Source organism: Streptomyces sp. NPDC002730 (genome assembly GCF_042888805.1).
Lineage (GTDB): Bacteria > Actinomycetota > Actinomycetes > Streptomycetales > Streptomycetaceae > Streptomyces.
Map to the genome: position 1 here is coordinate 22,905 of NZ_JBIAQG010000016.1, position 15,165 is coordinate 38,069.

15 protein-coding genes are annotated in these 15,165 nt (G+C 70.1%); 8 read left to right on the forward strand and 7 right to left on the reverse strand.

All coding sequences use genetic code 11. The features are described from left to right. Positions 1–8: 8 nt before the first annotated feature. Positions 9–437 (forward strand): hypothetical protein, encoded by a 429-nt coding sequence (locus ACFYXH_RS34360; protein ID WP_389571547.1) that lies wholly within the window; start codon positions 9–11, stop codon positions 435–437. A gap of 117 nt (positions 438–554) precedes the next feature. Here ACFYXH_RS34360 and ACFYXH_RS34365 read toward each other — a convergent pair whose 3' ends face one another. Continuing rightward, positions 555–1,010 (reverse strand): DUF6215 domain-containing protein, encoded by a 456-nt coding sequence (locus tag ACFYXH_RS34365; RefSeq protein WP_389571550.1) that lies wholly within the window; start codon positions 1,008–1,010, stop codon positions 555–557. 228 nt (positions 1,011–1,238) lie between these two features. Here ACFYXH_RS34365 and argC point away from each other — a divergent pair, with 228 nt between their 5' ends. From argC to ACFYXH_RS34390, 5 genes are all read left to right on the forward strand, one after another. Next, positions 1,239–2,267 carry an N-acetyl-gamma-glutamyl-phosphate reductase gene (argC, locus tag ACFYXH_RS34370; protein WP_389571553.1) on the forward strand — a complete coding sequence of 343 codons (1,029 nt, stop codon included), beginning with the start codon at positions 1,239–1,241 and terminating at the stop codon, positions 2,265–2,267. An 88-nt stretch (positions 2,268–2,355) separates the two neighbouring features. After that, complete coding sequence (argJ, locus tag ACFYXH_RS34375) at positions 2,356–3,507, forward strand: bifunctional glutamate N-acetyltransferase/amino-acid acetyltransferase ArgJ (RefSeq protein ID WP_389571556.1); 1,152 nt, start codon at positions 2,356–2,358, stop codon at positions 3,505–3,507. Continuing rightward, on the forward strand, positions 3,504–4,415 hold the full coding sequence (gene argB / locus ACFYXH_RS34380; RefSeq protein WP_389571559.1) for an acetylglutamate kinase: 912 nt from the start codon (positions 3,504–3,506) through the stop codon (positions 4,413–4,415). The genes argJ and argB overlap by 4 nt, the downstream gene beginning before the upstream one ends. Next, the gene (locus ACFYXH_RS34385) at positions 4,412–5,620 is read left to right on the forward strand and encodes an acetylornithine transaminase (RefSeq protein ID WP_389571562.1); all 1,209 of its coding nucleotides are present in this window, start codon (positions 4,412–4,414) and stop codon (positions 5,618–5,620) included. The genes argB and ACFYXH_RS34385 overlap by 4 nt, the downstream gene beginning before the upstream one ends. Before the next feature lie 10 nt (positions 5,621–5,630). Further along, positions 5,631–6,167 (forward strand): arginine repressor, encoded by a 537-nt coding sequence (locus tag ACFYXH_RS34390; protein WP_327322363.1) that lies wholly within the window; start codon positions 5,631–5,633, stop codon positions 6,165–6,167. Positions 6,168–6,207: 40 nt separating this feature from the next. Here ACFYXH_RS34390 and ACFYXH_RS34395 read toward each other — a convergent pair whose 3' ends face one another. The 6 genes from ACFYXH_RS34395 to ACFYXH_RS34420 all read right to left on the reverse strand — a co-directional run bounded on the left by ACFYXH_RS34395 (position 6,208) and on the right by ACFYXH_RS34420 (position 12,218). Further along, positions 6,208–6,981 (reverse strand): FAD:protein FMN transferase, encoded by a 774-nt coding sequence (locus ACFYXH_RS34395; protein WP_389571565.1) that lies wholly within the window; start codon positions 6,979–6,981, stop codon positions 6,208–6,210. After that, positions 6,981–7,859 carry an FMN-binding protein gene (locus tag ACFYXH_RS34400; RefSeq protein ID WP_389571959.1) on the reverse strand — a complete coding sequence of 293 codons (879 nt, stop codon included), beginning with the start codon at positions 7,857–7,859 and terminating at the stop codon, positions 6,981–6,983. The genes ACFYXH_RS34395 and ACFYXH_RS34400 overlap by 1 nt, the downstream gene beginning before the upstream one ends. A 38-nt stretch (positions 7,860–7,897) precedes the next feature. After that, positions 7,898–9,265 carry a ferredoxin reductase family protein gene (locus ACFYXH_RS34405; RefSeq protein ID WP_327328236.1) on the reverse strand — a complete coding sequence of 456 codons (1,368 nt, stop codon included), beginning with the start codon at positions 9,263–9,265 and terminating at the stop codon, positions 7,898–7,900. 111 nt (positions 9,266–9,376) lie between these two features. After that, positions 9,377–10,084: a L,D-transpeptidase gene (locus ACFYXH_RS34410; RefSeq protein WP_389571570.1), complete on the reverse strand. Its 708-nt coding sequence runs from the start codon at positions 10,082–10,084 to the stop codon at positions 9,377–9,379. 66 nt (positions 10,085–10,150) lie between these two features. Further along, positions 10,151–10,735 (reverse strand): pyridoxamine 5'-phosphate oxidase family protein, encoded by a 585-nt coding sequence (locus tag ACFYXH_RS34415; RefSeq protein WP_389571573.1) that lies wholly within the window; start codon positions 10,733–10,735, stop codon positions 10,151–10,153. A gap of 43 nt (positions 10,736–10,778) precedes the next feature. Continuing rightward, positions 10,779–12,218, reverse strand: coding sequence for a hypothetical protein (locus ACFYXH_RS34420; protein ID WP_389571576.1), 1,440 nt, complete (start codon positions 12,216–12,218; stop codon positions 10,779–10,781). A 200-nt stretch (positions 12,219–12,418) separates the two neighbouring features. Between ACFYXH_RS34420 and ACFYXH_RS34425 the strand changes: the two genes are divergently transcribed. Then, complete coding sequence (locus tag ACFYXH_RS34425) at positions 12,419–13,612, forward strand: argininosuccinate synthase (RefSeq protein ID WP_326648662.1); 1,194 nt, start codon at positions 12,419–12,421, stop codon at positions 13,610–13,612. Positions 13,613–13,727: 115 nt separating this feature from the next. Further along, entirely contained in the window at positions 13,728–15,155 is a 1,428-nt protein-coding gene (gene argH, locus ACFYXH_RS34430) for an argininosuccinate lyase (RefSeq protein WP_389571581.1), read from the forward strand. The last annotated feature ends 10 nt before the right edge of the window (positions 15,156–15,165 follow it).

Here is a 15,165-nt window from a genome sequence, read left to right on the forward strand (position 1 = left end):
GCCAGGAGGTGTTCGACGCGCTCGTCGCGCACGACGCGTCCACGTCCGTGATCCAGGACTTCTGGTGGAAGAACAAGCGCTGGGGCGGCAGGACTTGGCTGGCCTCGTATGACGGCGCCGAGGCATCAGAGCAGTTCCAAAGGCTCACGGAAGGACTCAAGACCTGCAAGACGTTGGCGGGGCAGACCCCGGAGGGGAAGCTCAATTCCCGGATCACCGTGGCGAAGGCTCCCGCTTTCGGTGACGAAGCCGTCGCCTTCGACCTGAGCATGGACAGCCCGGATCACACCGTGCTGATCGACCGCCACATCTTGGTGCGTATGGGCGCCCTCACTGTGGACTTCAGCGACCGCGGCGCGCAGCGCACTCCCGGGTTCCCTCTCGACGTGGTGGTCGACAAGCAGCTCGACCGGCTCACGCAAGGACCGCGCACCTGAATCAACCACCGCTGAGGCACGGGAGAGCGACCAGCAGCGCGGCGCCGAACTCCCCGGCACGTGGCCTGACATCATCCCCGGCGGGAACGCCGGATGCCGGGGCGCTGCCAGAGGCCGTCACCCGTCGGCAGCCCACCGCGGGACCGTCGGCAGCACCTTCTCGGCGACGCGGAGCAGCGCCGCGTCGTCCGGCACCCCGCCGTCCGCGCGCCACAGGGTCACCTCGAAGGAGCCGCCGCTGTCCTTCGCGTCCTGGGCCACGGTGAGGGCGCGGGCCGGGACGCCGGGACCGCTGGCGGTGTCGCTCCCGTCGAGGCGGAAGCTGATGCTGATGGTGCGGTCCGAGTAGAGGACCGCCGGGCGGCCCAGAACCGTCCGCTGCCGCGCGCCGACCCCCAGAAGGGCGGCGGACCCGGCCACCGGAAGACGGTCGTAGGTGGCCGACAGCGTCACGGTGTAGGTCCCGAACTCGACCTGGGCCGAGGGAGTGGCGATCTCCTTGCCGCCGGCAAGCTCGACGGAGCCACCGCTGCCGCCGGCGGTCTTCGCGATCTCCCCCGGCGTGCCCAGCAATGATCATCAGGCGGACAAGGAGGTTGGCCGTCACCGCATACCAACCTCGGTCGGCGCGCCGGCCCGCCCGCTACCCTGCGTGCCACCTCAAGCGCTCACCCGGGCCAACCAAAACGCTCATGGGCCAACTGAAGCGCCCGGTCTCACCAGGTCGCCGCCCTCACCCTCCAGTCGATTGCATAAATCTGCAGCAGTGCGTATAGTCATGCCATCAATGAGGAGGACTCGATGGCGGTACGAGCAGCAGTGGCAGGAGCGAGCGGTTACGCGGGCGGAGAGCTCCTCCGGCTGCTCCTCGCCCACCCTGAGATCGAGATCGGCGCCCTCACCGGCAACTCCAACGCGGGCCAGAAGCTCGGTGGCCTGCAGCCGCATCTGCTCCCGCTCGCCGGGCGGGTGCTCGAGCCGACCACCGCCGAGGTACTCACCGGGCACCAGGTCGTCTTTCTCGCGCTCCCGCACGGTCAGTCCGCCGCCGTCGCCGAGCAGCTCGGCGACGAGGTCCTCGTCGTCGACATGGGCGCCGACTTCCGGCTGGAGGACGCGGCCGACTGGGAGACGTTCTACGGCTCGCCGCACGCCGGGACCTGGCCCTACGGCCTCCCCGAACTGCCGGGCGCCCGTGCCGCGCTGCGAGGGACCAAGCGCATCGCCGTACCCGGTTGCTATCCCACCGCCGTCACGCTCGCCCTTTTCCCGGCGTACGCGGCCTCGCTCGCCGAGCCCGAAGCGGTGATCACCGCCGCCTCCGGCACCTCCGGCGCGGGCAAGGCGCCCAAGCCGCATCTGCTCGGCTCCGAGGTGATGGGCTCGATGAGCCCCTACGGCGTCGGCGGCAGCCACCGCCACACCCCCGAGATGATCCAGAACCTGAGCGCGGCGGCCGGCGAGCGGGTCACCGTCTCCTTCACGCCCACGCTCGCGCCCATGGCCCGCGGCATTCTCGCCACGTGCAGCGCGAAGGCGAAGCCGGGCACGACGGCTCAGGACGTACGGACCGCGTACGAGAAGGCGCTCCAGGACGAGCCGTTCGTCCACCTGCTCCCCGAGGGCCAGTGGCCCGCCACCGCTTCCGTCCACGGGTCGAACGCCGTCCAGATCCAGGTCGCGTACGACGAGGCCGCCGGCCGCATCATCGCGATCAGCGCCATCGACAACCTCACCAAGGGCACCGCGGGCGGCGCGGTGCAGAGCATGAACCTCGCCCTCGGGCTCCCCGAGGACACCGGACTTTCCACGGTCGGAGTCGCTCCGTGAGCGACACACACGCAGCCGCCGGGCTGCTGACAACGACGAAAGCCGCACCGCCGTGCTGCGCGGGCGGAGAAACGAACAAGGAGATGCAGTGAGCGTCACGGCAGCCAAGGGATTCACGGCGGCGGGCATCGCCGCCGGGATCAAGGAGAACGGCAATCCGGACCTGGCCCTCGTGGTCAACAACGGTCCCCGCCGCGCCGCCGCGGGCGTCTTCACCTCCAACCGCGTCAAGGCCGCGCCCGTCCTCTGGTCCGAGCAGGTCCTCCGCGGCGGCGAGGTCACCGCCGTCGTCCTCAACTCCGGTGGCGCCAACGCCTGTACCGGCCCGCAGGGGTTCCAGGACACCCACGCGACCGCAGAGAAGGCCGCCGAGGTGCTCGGCCAGAGTGCCGGCGAGGTCGCCGTCGCCTCCACCGGGCTGATCGGTCTGCTGCTGCCGATGGACAAGATCGTCGCCGGCATCGAGAAGGCCGCCACCGAGCTCTCCGCGCACGGCGGTGAGAAGGCCGCCATCGCCATCAAGACCACCGACACCGTCCACAAGACGGCTGTGGTCACCAAGGACGGCTGGACCGTCGGCGGTATGGCCAAGGGCGCCGGCATGCTCGCCCCCGGCCTCGCCACCATGCTCGTCGTCCTCACCACCGACGCCGACCTCGAGGCCGCGACGCTCGACAAGGCGCTGCGCGACGCCACCCGGCAGACCTTCGACCGGGTCGACTCCGACGGCTGTATGTCCACCAACGACACCGTGCTGCTGCTCGCCTCCGGAGCCAGTGAGCTCACACCCCGGTACGAGGAGTTCGCCGAGGCCGTTCGGACCGTCTGCGACGATCTCGCCCGCCAGCTGATCGGTGACGCCGAGGGCGCCAGCAAGGACATCCGTATCGAGGTCATCAACGCCGCGACCGAGGACGACGCCGTCGAGGTGGGCCGCTCCATCGCCCGTAACAACCTCCTCAAGTGCGCCATCCACGGGGAGGACCCCAACTGGGGCCGGGTGCTCTCCGCCATCGGCACCACGCAGGCCGCCTTCGAGCCCGACCGGCTGAACGTCGCCATCAACGACGTCTGGGTCTGCAGGAACGGCAGTGTCGGCGAGGACCGGGACCTGGTCGACATGCGCTACCGCGAGGTGAAGATCACCGCCGACCTCTCCGCCGGGTCCGATTCCGCCGTGATCTGGGCCAACGACCTCACCGCCGACTACGTCCACGAGAACAGCGCGTACTCCTCATGAGCGCCCGTAAGCACACCGCGCTGCCGAAGGCCCAGATCCTCATCGAGGCACTGCCCTGGCTGACCCGGCACAACGGGAAGATCGTCGTCATCAAGTTCGGCGGCAACGCCATGATCGACGAGGACCTCAAGGCGGCCTTCGCGCAGGATGTCGTCTTCCTGCGCCACGCCGGCCTCAAGCCGGTCGTGGTCCACGGCGGCGGTCCGCAGATCAGCGCCCAGCTCGACAAGCACGGCCTGGTCAGCGAGTTCAAGGCGGGCCTGAGGGTCACTACCCCCGAGGCCATGGACGTCGTACGGATGGTGCTGGCCGGTCAGGTCCAGCGTGAGCTCGTCGGGCTGCTCAACCAGCACGGCCCACTCGCCGTCGGGATGACCGGTGAGGATGCCCACACCATCACCGCCACCAAGCACCAGCCGCAGATCGACGGCGAGTTGGTCGACATCGGCCGCGTCGGTGAGATCACCAAGATCGACACGGGCGCCATCGAGGCGCTCCTGCAGGACGGCCGTATCCCGGTCATCTCCTCCATCGCGCGCTCCGCCGACGACAACCATGTCTACAACGTCAACGCCGACACCGCCGCGGCCGCGCTCGCCGCCGCGCTGGGCGCCGAGACACTGATGGTCCTCACCGATGTCGAGGGCCTCTACGAGGACTGGCCGAACAGCGACGAAGTGATCAGCAGGCTCACCGCCACCCAGCTGGAGAAGCTGCTGCCCGACCTCTCCAGCGGCATGGTCCCCAAGATGGAGGGCTGTCTGCACGCCGTACGCAACGGGGTCAACACCGCGCGCGTGATCGACGGCCGGGTCCAGCACTCGATCCTGCTGGAGATCTTCACCGACGAGGGCATCGGCACGATGGTCGTGCCCGACGGACAGCTACCGCTAGAGGGGGAGTCATGAGCAACGAGGAGCTCACACAGCGCTGGCAGGGCGTGATGACGGACAACTACGGCACGCCGAAGCTGTCCCTCGTACGCGGCGAGGGAGCCAAGGTCTGGGACGCGGACGGCACCGAGTACACCGACTTCGTCGGTGGCATCGCCGTGAACGCGCTCGGCCACGCCCACCCCGCCGTCGTCGACGCCGTCTCCCGGCAGATCGCCTCCCTCGGCCATGTCTCCAACCTCTACGTCGCCGAGCCCCCCGTCGCACTCGCCGAGCGGCTGATCCAGCTCTTCGGCCGCCCCGGCCGCGTCTTCTTCTGCAACTCCGGCGCGGAGGCCAACGAAGCCGCCTTCAAGATCGGCCGGTTGACGGGCCGCACGCACATGGTCGCCACCGACGGCGGCTTCCACGGCCGCACGATGGGCTCCCTCGCCCTCACCGGCCAGCCGGGCAAGCGGGAGCCGTTCCTGCCGCTGCCGGGAGATGTCACACACGTCCCGTACGGCGATGCCGAGGCGCTGCGGGCCGTGGTCACCGAAGAGACCGCGCTGGTCGTCATCGAGCCGATCCAGGGCGAGAACGGCGTGGTCGTCCCGCCCAAGGGCTATCTGGAGGCAGCCCGGGAAATCACCCGGGCCACCGGCACGCTGCTCGTCCTCGACGAGGTCCAGACGGGTATCGGGCGGACCGGCCACTGGTTCGAGTACCAGGCACACCAGGGCGTGGAGCCCGATGTCGTCACGCTCGCCAAGGGTCTCGGCGGCGGGCTCCCGATCGGCGCGACCGTCGTCTTCGGCCAGGCCGCGGACCTGCTCCGGCCCGGCCAGCACGGCACGACGTTCGGCGGCAATCCGGTCGCCTGCGCGGCCGGACTCGCCGTGCTCGACACCCTCGCGGCCGACGGAGTTCTCGACGAGGTGAAGCGCCTCGGCGAGAAGCTGCGCGACGGAATCGAGGGCGCCGACGGCAAGCACAGCCACCCGCTGGTCTCCCACGTCCGTGGCGAGGGCCTGCTGCTGGGTATCGTGCTCACCGAGCCCCTCGCACCGCAGGTGCAGCAGGCAGCTCAGGATGCCGGTTTCCTGGTGAACGCTCCCGCTCCCGATGTCGTGCGGCTCATGCCGCCACTGATCATCGGTGACGCGGAAGTCGACGCGTTCCTCCAGGCGCTTCCGGGCATCCTCGACGGTGCGTACGGGGAAGGACGATCCGGGGAATGAGACGACGACGATGACCGAGGCGCAGGACACCGAGCACGGCGGGCCCGCCGTACCGCAGACCCGCACGGCCCGCCACCGCCGGATCGTGGACATCCTCAACCGGCAGCCGGTGCGGTCGCAGAGCCAGCTGGCGAAGCTCCTGGCGGACAACGGACTGAGCGTCACCCAGGCGACGCTCTCCCGCGACCTCGACGAGCTCGGCGCGGTGAAGCTCCGCAACACCGGCGGTGAGCTGATCTACGCGGTGCCCAGCGAGGGTGGCTTCCGCACCCCGCAGGCCCCGCTCGGCGAGTCGGCCAAGGAGGAGCGCATGCGGCGCCTCTCGGCCGAACTGCTCATCTCCGCCGAGGCCTCCGCCAACCTCGTGGTGCTGCGTACGCCTCCGGGCGCGGCCCAGTTCCTCGCCTCGGCCATCGACCAGGCCGAACTGCACGACATTCTCGGCACGATCGCGGGCGACGACACACTGATGCTGATCAGCCGTGACCCGAACGGCGGCCAGGCGCTCGCGGACCATCTGCTGCGCCTGGCCCAGAACGACCGCTGAGGCCGCCGGCGGTCCGGTCGTCAGGCCGGCGGTCCGGTCGTCAGGCCGTCAACTTCGCCGTGTGGCGAGCGAATCCGCTGGTCCGCCAGGTGCTGCCGTCGGCATTGACCGCAAAGCCCTCGGTATTGGGCAGCTCCTCCAGCCAGTCGCGGGCCCGCCCGCCCATGGCGTACGCGGCAGTCGCCCGGGCGTCCGCGTGGGTCAGCCCCGGGCAGACGACGGTCATCGACGCCATCGCCTTGGCGGGTGGCCGGCGGGTGTGCGGGTCGAGAATGTGGCAGCCGCGCTCGGCCGGGCCCGATGTGGCGACGGCGAGACCCTCGTCGGCCTCGATCACCGTGACGAGCTCGCCCGGGTGCAGCGGGTCACTGACGCCCACCCGCCAGGGGCCGCCGTACAGCTGGATGTCGCCGCCTCCGTTGAGGCAGACCGAATCCGCACCGGACGAGGCGAGCATGCGGACCGCGCACTCCACCGCCCAGCCCTTGACCAGACCGGTCGGATCGAGCTCGCCGGCGTAGCGGGCGGTGAACCAGCCGTCGCTCTCCCGCTCCGCGTCCGCGCACAGCTCGAGCACTTCGGCGACCTCGGTGACACAGTCCCCGAGAGAGAGTTCGCCGCGGGCGAGTCGGCTGAGCTGGCTGCCCCGACGGTACGTCGAGAAGATCTCGTCCACGCGGTGCAGACCGGCCACGGCGGCGGCGAGTCCGGCGCGCACCCTGGGAGAGTCGCTGCCGGTGGCGATACGGATGTCGAACGAGAAGACCGTGCCCATGGAGTGCTCGACATGGCGCAGGCGCTCCCCGGCGGGCATCACAGACCTGCCTTGTCGAGTGCGCTCTGCAGGGACTTGATATAGCCCTGGCTGGTGTAGCTGGCCCCGGAGACCGCGTCGATCTGCGCGCTCTGCGCCGTGACCGCTGCCTGGTTCAGCCTGGGCACAGCGTTGGCGGCGATCTGCCGGCTGTTGGCGTCAGCGCTGGGCGCCTTGACGGCGTCGGCCGCGGTGACCTTGCCGCCGCTGACCGTGATCCGGACCTGCACGGGGCCGTACTGGGTGTCGGCCACGTCGCCGAGGACGGTTTTCGTCGACTGTGCGCCACCGGAGCCCGAGCCCGAGCCCGAGCCGGAGCCCGAGGCCGCACCGGAGCCCGAGTCCCCTCCGGGCTGCGTCCCTGCTCCGGGTTGTGCACCGGCCTGCGCGCCGGAGTCTTCGCTGCCGGAATCCCCGGCGCCGGAGCCCGCCGCCGCCCCTGCAGTCCCCGCAGTCCCGGCCTTGTCGAGTGCGCTCTGCAGGGACTTGATGTAGCCCTGGCTGGTGTAGCTGGCCCCGGAGACGGCGTCGATCTGCGCGCTCTGTGCCGTCATCACGGCCTGGTTGAGCTTGGGGATCGCGTCGGCGGCGACCTGTCGGCTCCTGGGGTCGGCGCTGGGCGCCTTCACCGCCTGTGCCCCGGTGATTCTGCCGCCGCTGAGCGTGAGCTGGACCTGGACGTCGCCGTACTGCGTGCCGGCGACGTCACCGAGCACCGTCTGTCCCCCCGCGGCCCCGGCCCCGTTCCCGGCGGACGCCGAGCCGGCGGGAGGCACCTGAGCCCCGGCCTGCGACGAGGCCCCGGCCACGGTGTTGCCCGGTTGCTTCAGTGCGAGCAGCAGGACGACACCTGACACGGTGGCGGCGGCGCCGATCATGATCCGGCGAAGCGGATGTTTCCTCTTCAAGGACGGCCTCACATCTCGAAGGACTCGTGGTGGATCCGGCGGGACGGCACTCCTGCTTCGCGCAGTGCCTGGTACGACTCCTCGGCAAGACCGGGCGGCCCGCAGAGATAGACGTCGTGCTCGTCGATGTCGGGCAGCACCTCCGTCAGCCGCTCGGCGGTGATCTCGGGCCGGGCACCGTCGGGACCGTTCACCGCGTACATCAGCTGTGCGTCCCGGCGCTGAGCGATCTGCTCAAGCTCGTTCCAGAGCGCCAGGTCCTGCCTCTTGCTGGCCCGGTAGAGCAGCGTCAGGTCGCCCGGGCCGCCGGGCAGCGTCTCGAACAGCGCGCGCAGCGGGGTGATCCCGGCGCCGCCCGCGATCAGCAGCACCTTGTTGCGGCTCCGGCGGCCGGCGGTCATGGCTCCGTAGGGGCCTTCTGCCCAGATCCGCGTCCCCGGCTCCAGCCGGGAGAGAGCCGTGCTGTGCTTCCCGACCGCCTTGACGGTGATACGCATCAGGGTGGGGCGGGGCGGGGCGGAGAGCGAGTACGGATTGGCGCTCCAGCGCAGCCCCTTGGTGAGGAACCGCCAGCGGAAGAACTGACCCGCCTCGGCACCGAGCCGGTGCAGCCGCCGCCCGGTGATCAGCACGGAGACCACACCGGGTGCCTCGTCCACGGTCGACTCGACCCGCATCCGGTGCCAGAGATTGAGCCGGACGGGCGACAGGACGCGGTACCAGAGCAGCAGCGCGCCGACCGCTCCGTACAGCACGTACCAGACGGTGCGCACCATCGGGTTCGCCACGAACTCGGCACCCGTCGCCAGCTGGTGCCAGAAGGTCAGATACACCGCGACATAGGTGAGAAGGTGCAGGTAGTACCACGTCTCGTACGACATCCGTCGGCGTACGGCCCCGGCCGAGACGAAGCCGATGAGCAGCAGGAGCCCGGTGCCGATCGCCGCCTTGATCATTTCGGGGAAGTCGACGACGACGGTGACGGTCTGCTCCACGAGGCCGGTGCGGGCCTGGACGGCGTACCCCCAGACGGTCAGCACGACATGCGCGACGATCAGACTGATCGCGTAGCGGCCGCTCATCGCGTGCCAGCGGGTCACCCGGTCGGAACCCACCCGCCGTTCCAGCGCCGGGACGCGTGCCATCAGCAGCACCACCAGCGCGATCATGTATCCGCCCAGCAGACCGGTGATCCTTCCGGCACCGATCAGCCACTCGGCGGTGGTCATATGCACCACCGCGGTGTTCTGCCACCACAGGGACAGCACGGCCACCGCCCCTGCCCAGGCGACGGCCAGCAGCGCCACCGCCGGGTCACGCTGGGGCCGGATCGCCCGCATGGTCTGGCGTCTTGCGGCCCGACCGCTCTGCAACATCGCCACGACTGCTCCTCGGCTGTACCTCTTCGCGTACGGGGATACGCATACGAGGCGCGTGGAGTTCAACTCGAGGGGCGGTTGTGCAATCCGTGACGTGGCCGAGCCCGGTCAGTAGCGCGTGACGGCCGTGCGTCCCGAAGCGGTGCCGATGGCGATGTGCGGGTCGCGGTGCTGGTCGGCCCAGGCCAGGATCCGGCGCATGGCCGCGTCCGGCACCGACACACAACCGGCCGTCGCGCCACGCCCGTTGACATGGAGGAAGATGCCGGCGCCCCGACCGCGCACCGGACGGTCGTAGTTGAAGCCGATGACCAGGGCCCGGGCGTACTGCGTCGCGTACGCGACCAGATGCTCGGACTCGGCAGCCCGGCAGTCGGCGGGCAGCCCCTCCACCCAGCGGTTGTACGCGCGGGATCCGTTGTCCTGGCACCACCAGGACTTCGCCGTCACCCGGCGGTAGGGGTAGTCGGTCGAGGCGACAGCGGCCCTGGTCCCGAAGGCGTACGGCAGGCGGTACAGCCCGGTCGGGGTGGTGAAGGTGCTCTGTTTCCGGCTACCGCCCTCGACCAGGCCCTTCGCGCCGAACCGCGCCGCGGCCGAGCCCACCGTCACCCACCGCCCGTCGCGGCGCCGGTCCCACCAGGTGACCTTGCCCGTGGTGGAGCCGGCGCTCGGGGCCTCGGCGGTGATCAGCTGGGTGCCGCTGCCCGTGTCGGCCATCCGTTCGGGGAGCGTGGCCGCGCGGCCGGGGACGGCCGCGACCGTACCGGCGGCGAGTAGAAGGAGAACGGAGCCAAGTGCGAGTCCGGGGCGCATGGTTCATGACCGTACGCGCGGCACGGGGGGTGCGCCGCCCGGACTGCGCCGTCCGGCCCACTGGATTCATGGGGTCGGAGGAAGCGGCAGCGGAAGCCCTGGAAGCCCGTCCATGCTGGTGGCGATGTCCGACTTCTTCTCGAAATAGGCGCTGAGTGACGCATCGTCTTCGCGCGAGAACCGTTGACCGTGCATCTCGCGGTCACGGTCGTACGTCATGTACGGCACGGCGAACCCGCAGCTATTCCGGACGACTTCGGCTCGTACGACGATCATGGCACGGAGCCCATGCGAGGTGGTGTCGATGTCCGGGAAGCGCGTGAGCAGCTCCTCCCAGCGCGGGTCGTCGCGGAAAACGGGCTCGCCGCGGCCGTGCACCCGGACGATGTTCGGCGGCCCCTGGAAGGCGCACCACATCAGGGTGATGCGGCCGTTCTCACGGAGATGGGCGATGGTCTCGTTGTGGCTCCCGGCGAAGTCGAGGTAGGCCACGGTCCGGTCGTCGATGACGGCGAAAGAGCCCATCAGACCCTTGGGGGAGAGGTTGACCGTGCCGTCGCCGGAGAGGGGCGCGGTCGCGATGAAGAAGAGGGGCTGTGCCTCGATGAAGGTGCGCAGTCGGCCGTCTATCCGTTCATAGAGCGTTCCCATGCCATGGATTATTGGCGATCGGGGGCGTCCGCCGCGTTCGATTTCACTCGGTGATCCCCAACTCCTGCCGCAACCGTGTCAGTACGTAGTCGCTGAACAGGTGCGTGCAGCGGTTCAGGAGCGCGGCCACCTCGGCGTCGCCGCGCGGCACGCCGGTCGGCGGCACCGCCCACAGCTGGATCGCCGGACCGGCCAGCGCCTTCAGTCTGGGGTCCTCGTCCGTCAGCAGTTGTACTGCCGCCCGGAGTTGGGCGACGCCGCCCTGGGCACGCAGCAGCCGGAAGGCCGCCTTCCTGGTGTGGACGGGGCGGTCCGCGGTGAGCCGCAGCGTCAACCATGCCTCGGGCAGCCGGTCCGCGGACGGGAGCAGGGCAGTGGCAGCCTCGCGAGCCACGGACGGCGAAGGGTCGTCCAGCAGCGGCAGCAGCAGTTCGGCGTCGGCCCGGTCGAGCAGGCGCAGACCGGCGACCGCACCGGCGCGGACCGCCCCGGACGGGTGACCGAGCAGCAGCACCAGCAGTGCGGCGTCCGTGCGCGTGCCGCACTCGGCCAGTCCCAGCGGCGCGGCGGGCGGTAGATCCCGGGTCGAGGGGTCGGCGCACAGCGCACGGTAGAGCGGCAGCGGATCGGTGCCGTGCTGCCGCAGCACCCAGCGCGCACAGGCGCGTACCAGGCCGGATCGGTCGGCGAGGAAGGGCTGGGCCTGCGCCGGACACCCCGCCCGGCGCAGCGCGGTGACCCCCGCGGAGCGCACCCGTGGCTGGCGGGAGCCAAGCAGGGGGCTCAACACCTCGTCGTACGCACCGTCGCGCACGGCGGCGATGGCCGCCTCGGCACAGACGTCCTGGATGACGACATCGTCGTCACCGGCGGCGGCACGGGCGAGCCGCAGCGGGGAGAGCAGCCGCTCCTGGACCGCGAGTCGATGAGCGAATCGGCGCGTGGCGCGGTCCTCGCTCGCCAGCAGTGCTTCGACATTTGCCCGCCTCCCCTGGCGAAGGGTCCGGTCCAGCAGGTCGCGGGCGAAGGCGCCGTGGCCGCGCCGGGCCACCCGGAGCACCAGGGCGGCAAGGGTGACCAGGTCCGGCCCGCTGACCTTGGGCAGCGCGTCCGCAAGCAGTGGCCGGGCCCTCTCACGCACCGGCGCGGCCCAGTCCGCGCAGCGGATCACGACCAGTGGCAGCAGCTCGGGGAAGTCCGCGACCCGGTCGATCACGGCTTCGCGGATCCGGCCGTCGAGGTGGCACAGCGCGAGGATGAGCTCGTTCTTGCTGAGCGGAGCATGGCCTCGGCTTATCACCTGGAGCCCCTCGTTCCGGTCCCACGCGATGCGGCGGCCGTCGATCCGGGCGCGGGAGGGCAGCAGGATCGGTTGCGGCTGCGCACGCTCGCGTATTCCGATGTCGAGGGCTGTCCATGCGGTGGCGTCGGCCGTGTCGATGACCGTGTGGACCGGCTCGCCGTCCATGAGTCTGCCGGCCATCGCCCACCTGGTCTGAAAGTCCCTGATCACTGCCGCTCCCCCGGTCGTGCCTGTGAAGCGCCGATCGTAGGCGCGGTGCATGGCCGGGCGCCGCCCAATATGTGCACGCCCATATGTGCACGCCCACGGAGCGCGTTGACAAAACATACGGAGGACTGCATAGTTATACCCATCACCGAATGCATCGTAAGGAGAAACCAGTGACCGAGCGCGTCGTACTCGCCTACTCGGGCGGTCTGGACACCTCCGTCGCCATCGGCTGGATCGCCGAGGAGACGGGCGCCGAGGTCATCGCCGTTGCCGTGGACGTCGGCCAGGGCGGCGAGGACCTGGACGTCATCCGCAAGCGCGCGCTCGCCTGCGGTGCCGTCGAGGCCGAGGTGGCCGACGCCAAGGACGAATTCGCCGACGAGTACTGCCTCCCGGCGATCAAGGCCAACGCTCTCTACATGGACCGCTACCCGTTGGTCTCCGCCCTCTCCCGGCCGACGATCGTCAAGCACCTCGTCGCCGCCGCCAAGAAGCACAACGCCGGTATCGTCGCCCACGGCTGCACCGGCAAGGGCAATGACCAGGTGCGGTTCGAGGCCGGTATCTCCGCGCTCGGTCCCGATCTGAAGTGCATCGCCCCGGTCCGTGACTACGCCATGACCCGGGACAAGGCGATCGCCTTCTGCGAGGAGAAGCAGCTCCCCATCGCGACCACCAAGAAGTCGCCGTACTCCATCGACCAGAACGTCTTCGGGCGGGCCGTCGAGACCGGCTTCCTGGAGGACATCTGGAACGGGCCGATCGAGGACATCTACGAGTACACCTCGAACCCGGCCGTGCAGCGCGAGGCCGATGAGGTCGTCATCTCCTTCAAGGAGGGCGTCCCGGTCGCCATCGACGGCAAGCCCGTCACCGTCCTTCAGGCGATCCAGCAGCTCAACGAGCGGGCCGGCGCGCAGGGCATCGGCCGGATCGACATGGTCGAGGACCGGCTGGTCGGCATCAAATCCCGTGAGGTGTACGAGGCTCCGGGCGCGATCGCGCTGATCACCGCCCACCAGGAGCTGGAGAACGTCACGGTCGAGCGCGAGCTGGCCCGCTACAAGCGGCAGGTCGAGCAGCGCTGGGGCGAGATGGTCTACGACGGCCTGTGGTTCTCCCCGCTCAAGCGCGCCCTGGACGGCTTCATCAACGAGGCCAACCAGCACGTCACCGGTGACATCCGGATGACTCTGCAGGGCGGTCGCGCTGTCGTTACCGGCCGGAAGTCCGAGGAGTCGCTGTATGACTTCAATCTGGCGACGTACGACTCGGGCGACACGTTCGACCAGTCGAAGGCGCAGGGCTTCATCGAGATCTTCGGCCTGTCGTCGAAGATCGCGGCGCGGCGCGACCTCGCCTGATTCGATACGCGTACGACAGCCGCCTCCCCGTTCCTCCGCGGCGGGGCGGGGGTCCCCCCAGGCCCGCAGGGCCCAGGGGGAGGGCGCACATCCACCCTCTTGAGGAGCTTCAGCTGTGAGCAGCAACAACGGTGACGTACGGCTCTGGGGCGGCCGTTTCGCCGACGGTCCGGCCGAGGCGCTGGCGAAGCTGTCGGCGTCGGTCCACTTCGACTGGCGGCTCGCGCCGTACGACATCGCGGGCTCCCGCGCCCACGCGCGTGTGCTCCACAAGGCCGGCCTGCTCACCGAGGACGAGCTGACGCGGATGCTGGCCGGCCTCGACCGGCTCGAAGCCGATGTCGCCGACGGCTCCTTCGTCGGCACGATCGCCGACGAGGACGTCCACACCGCGCTGGAGCGCGGTCTCCTGGAGCGCCTCGGCCCGGACCTCGGCGGCAAGCTGCGGGCAGGACGGTCCAGGAACGACCAGGTCGCGACGCTCTTCCGGATGTATCTGCGGGACCACGCCCGGATCATCGGCGGCTTGATCGCCGAGCTTCAGGACGCGCTGGTCGGCCTGGCCGAGGCGCACCCGGACGTCGCCATGCCGGGCCGTACGCATCTCCAGCACGCCCAGCCCGTGCTCTTCGCCCACCATGTCCTCGCCCATGTCCAGTCCCTCTCGCGGGACGCGGAGCGGCTGCGGCAGTGGGACGAGCGCACGGCGGTCTCTCCGTACGGATCGGGCGCCCTGGCCGGATCGTCACTGGGTCTCGACCCGGAGGCGGTCGCCGCGGACCTCGGCTTCGAACACGGCTCGTCCGCGAACTCCATCGACGGCACGGCCTCCCGTGACTTCGTCGCCGAGTTCGCCTTCATCACCGCGATGATCGGCGTGAACCTCTCCCGGATCGCGGAGGAGGTCATCATCTGGAACACGAAGGAGTTCTCCTTCGTGACCCTGCACGACGCCTTCTCGACCGGGTCGTCGATCATGCCGCAGAAGAAGAACCCGGACATTGCGGAGCTGGCGCGCGGCAAGTCCGGCCGGCTCATCGGAAATCTGACCGGTCTGCTGGCGACGCTGAAGGCGCTGCCGCTCGCGTACAACCGCGACCTCCAGGAGGACAAGGAGCCGGTCTTCGACTCCTGCGACCAGCTCGAGGTCCTGCTCCCGGCCTTCACCGGGATGATGGCGACGCTGACGGTCAACCGGGAGCGGATGGAGGAGCTGGCCCCGGCCGGTTTCTCGCTCGCGACGGACATCGCGGAGTGGCTCGTGAAGCAGGGCGTGCCGTTCCGGGTGGCGCACGAGGTCGCCGGCGAATGCGTCAAGGAGTGCGAGGCGCACGGCATCGAACTGGACCAGCTCACCGACGCCCAGTTCGCGAAGATCTCCGAGCACCTCACGCCCGAGGTGCGCACGGTCCTCAACGTCCAGGGCGCGCTGGCTTCCCGGAGCGGCCGCGGCGGCACGGCCCCTTCGGCAGTCGCCGTCCAACTGGCCGAGGTCAAGGCTGACTTGACCGTGCAGCACGCCTGGGCCACGGCGAAGAAGTAGAAGAAGTAGG

Excerpts from the sequence above, each read along its gene's own strand:
- argC (WP_389571553.1), top strand. The coding sequence starts at position 1,239 with ATGGCGGTACGAGCAGCAGTGGCAGGAGCGAGCGGTTACGCGGGCGGA.
- argB (WP_389571559.1), top strand. The coding sequence starts at position 3,504 with ATGAGCGCCCGTAAGCACACCGCGCTGCCGAAGGCCCAGATCCTCATC.
- ACFYXH_RS34385 (WP_389571562.1), top strand. The coding sequence starts at position 4,412 with ATGAGCAACGAGGAGCTCACACAGCGCTGGCAGGGCGTGATGACGGAC.
- ACFYXH_RS34390 (WP_327322363.1), top strand. The coding sequence starts at position 5,631 with ATGACCGAGGCGCAGGACACCGAGCACGGCGGGCCCGCCGTACCGCAG.
- ACFYXH_RS34395 (WP_389571565.1), bottom strand. The coding sequence starts at position 6,981 with ATGCCCGCCGGGGAGCGCCTGCGCCATGTCGAGCACTCCATGGGCACG.
- ACFYXH_RS34400 (WP_389571959.1), bottom strand. The coding sequence starts at position 7,859 with ATGATCGGCGCCGCCGCCACCGTGTCAGGTGTCGTCCTGCTGCTCGCA.
- ACFYXH_RS34405 (WP_327328236.1), bottom strand. The coding sequence starts at position 9,265 with ATGTTGCAGAGCGGTCGGGCCGCAAGACGCCAGACCATGCGGGCGATC.
- ACFYXH_RS34410 (WP_389571570.1), bottom strand. The coding sequence starts at position 10,084 with ATGCGCCCCGGACTCGCACTTGGCTCCGTTCTCCTTCTACTCGCCGCC.
- ACFYXH_RS34415 (WP_389571573.1), bottom strand. The coding sequence starts at position 10,735 with ATGGGAACGCTCTATGAACGGATAGACGGCCGACTGCGCACCTTCATC.
- ACFYXH_RS34420 (WP_389571576.1), bottom strand. The coding sequence starts at position 12,218 with ATGGCCGGCAGACTCATGGACGGCGAGCCGGTCCACACGGTCATCGAC.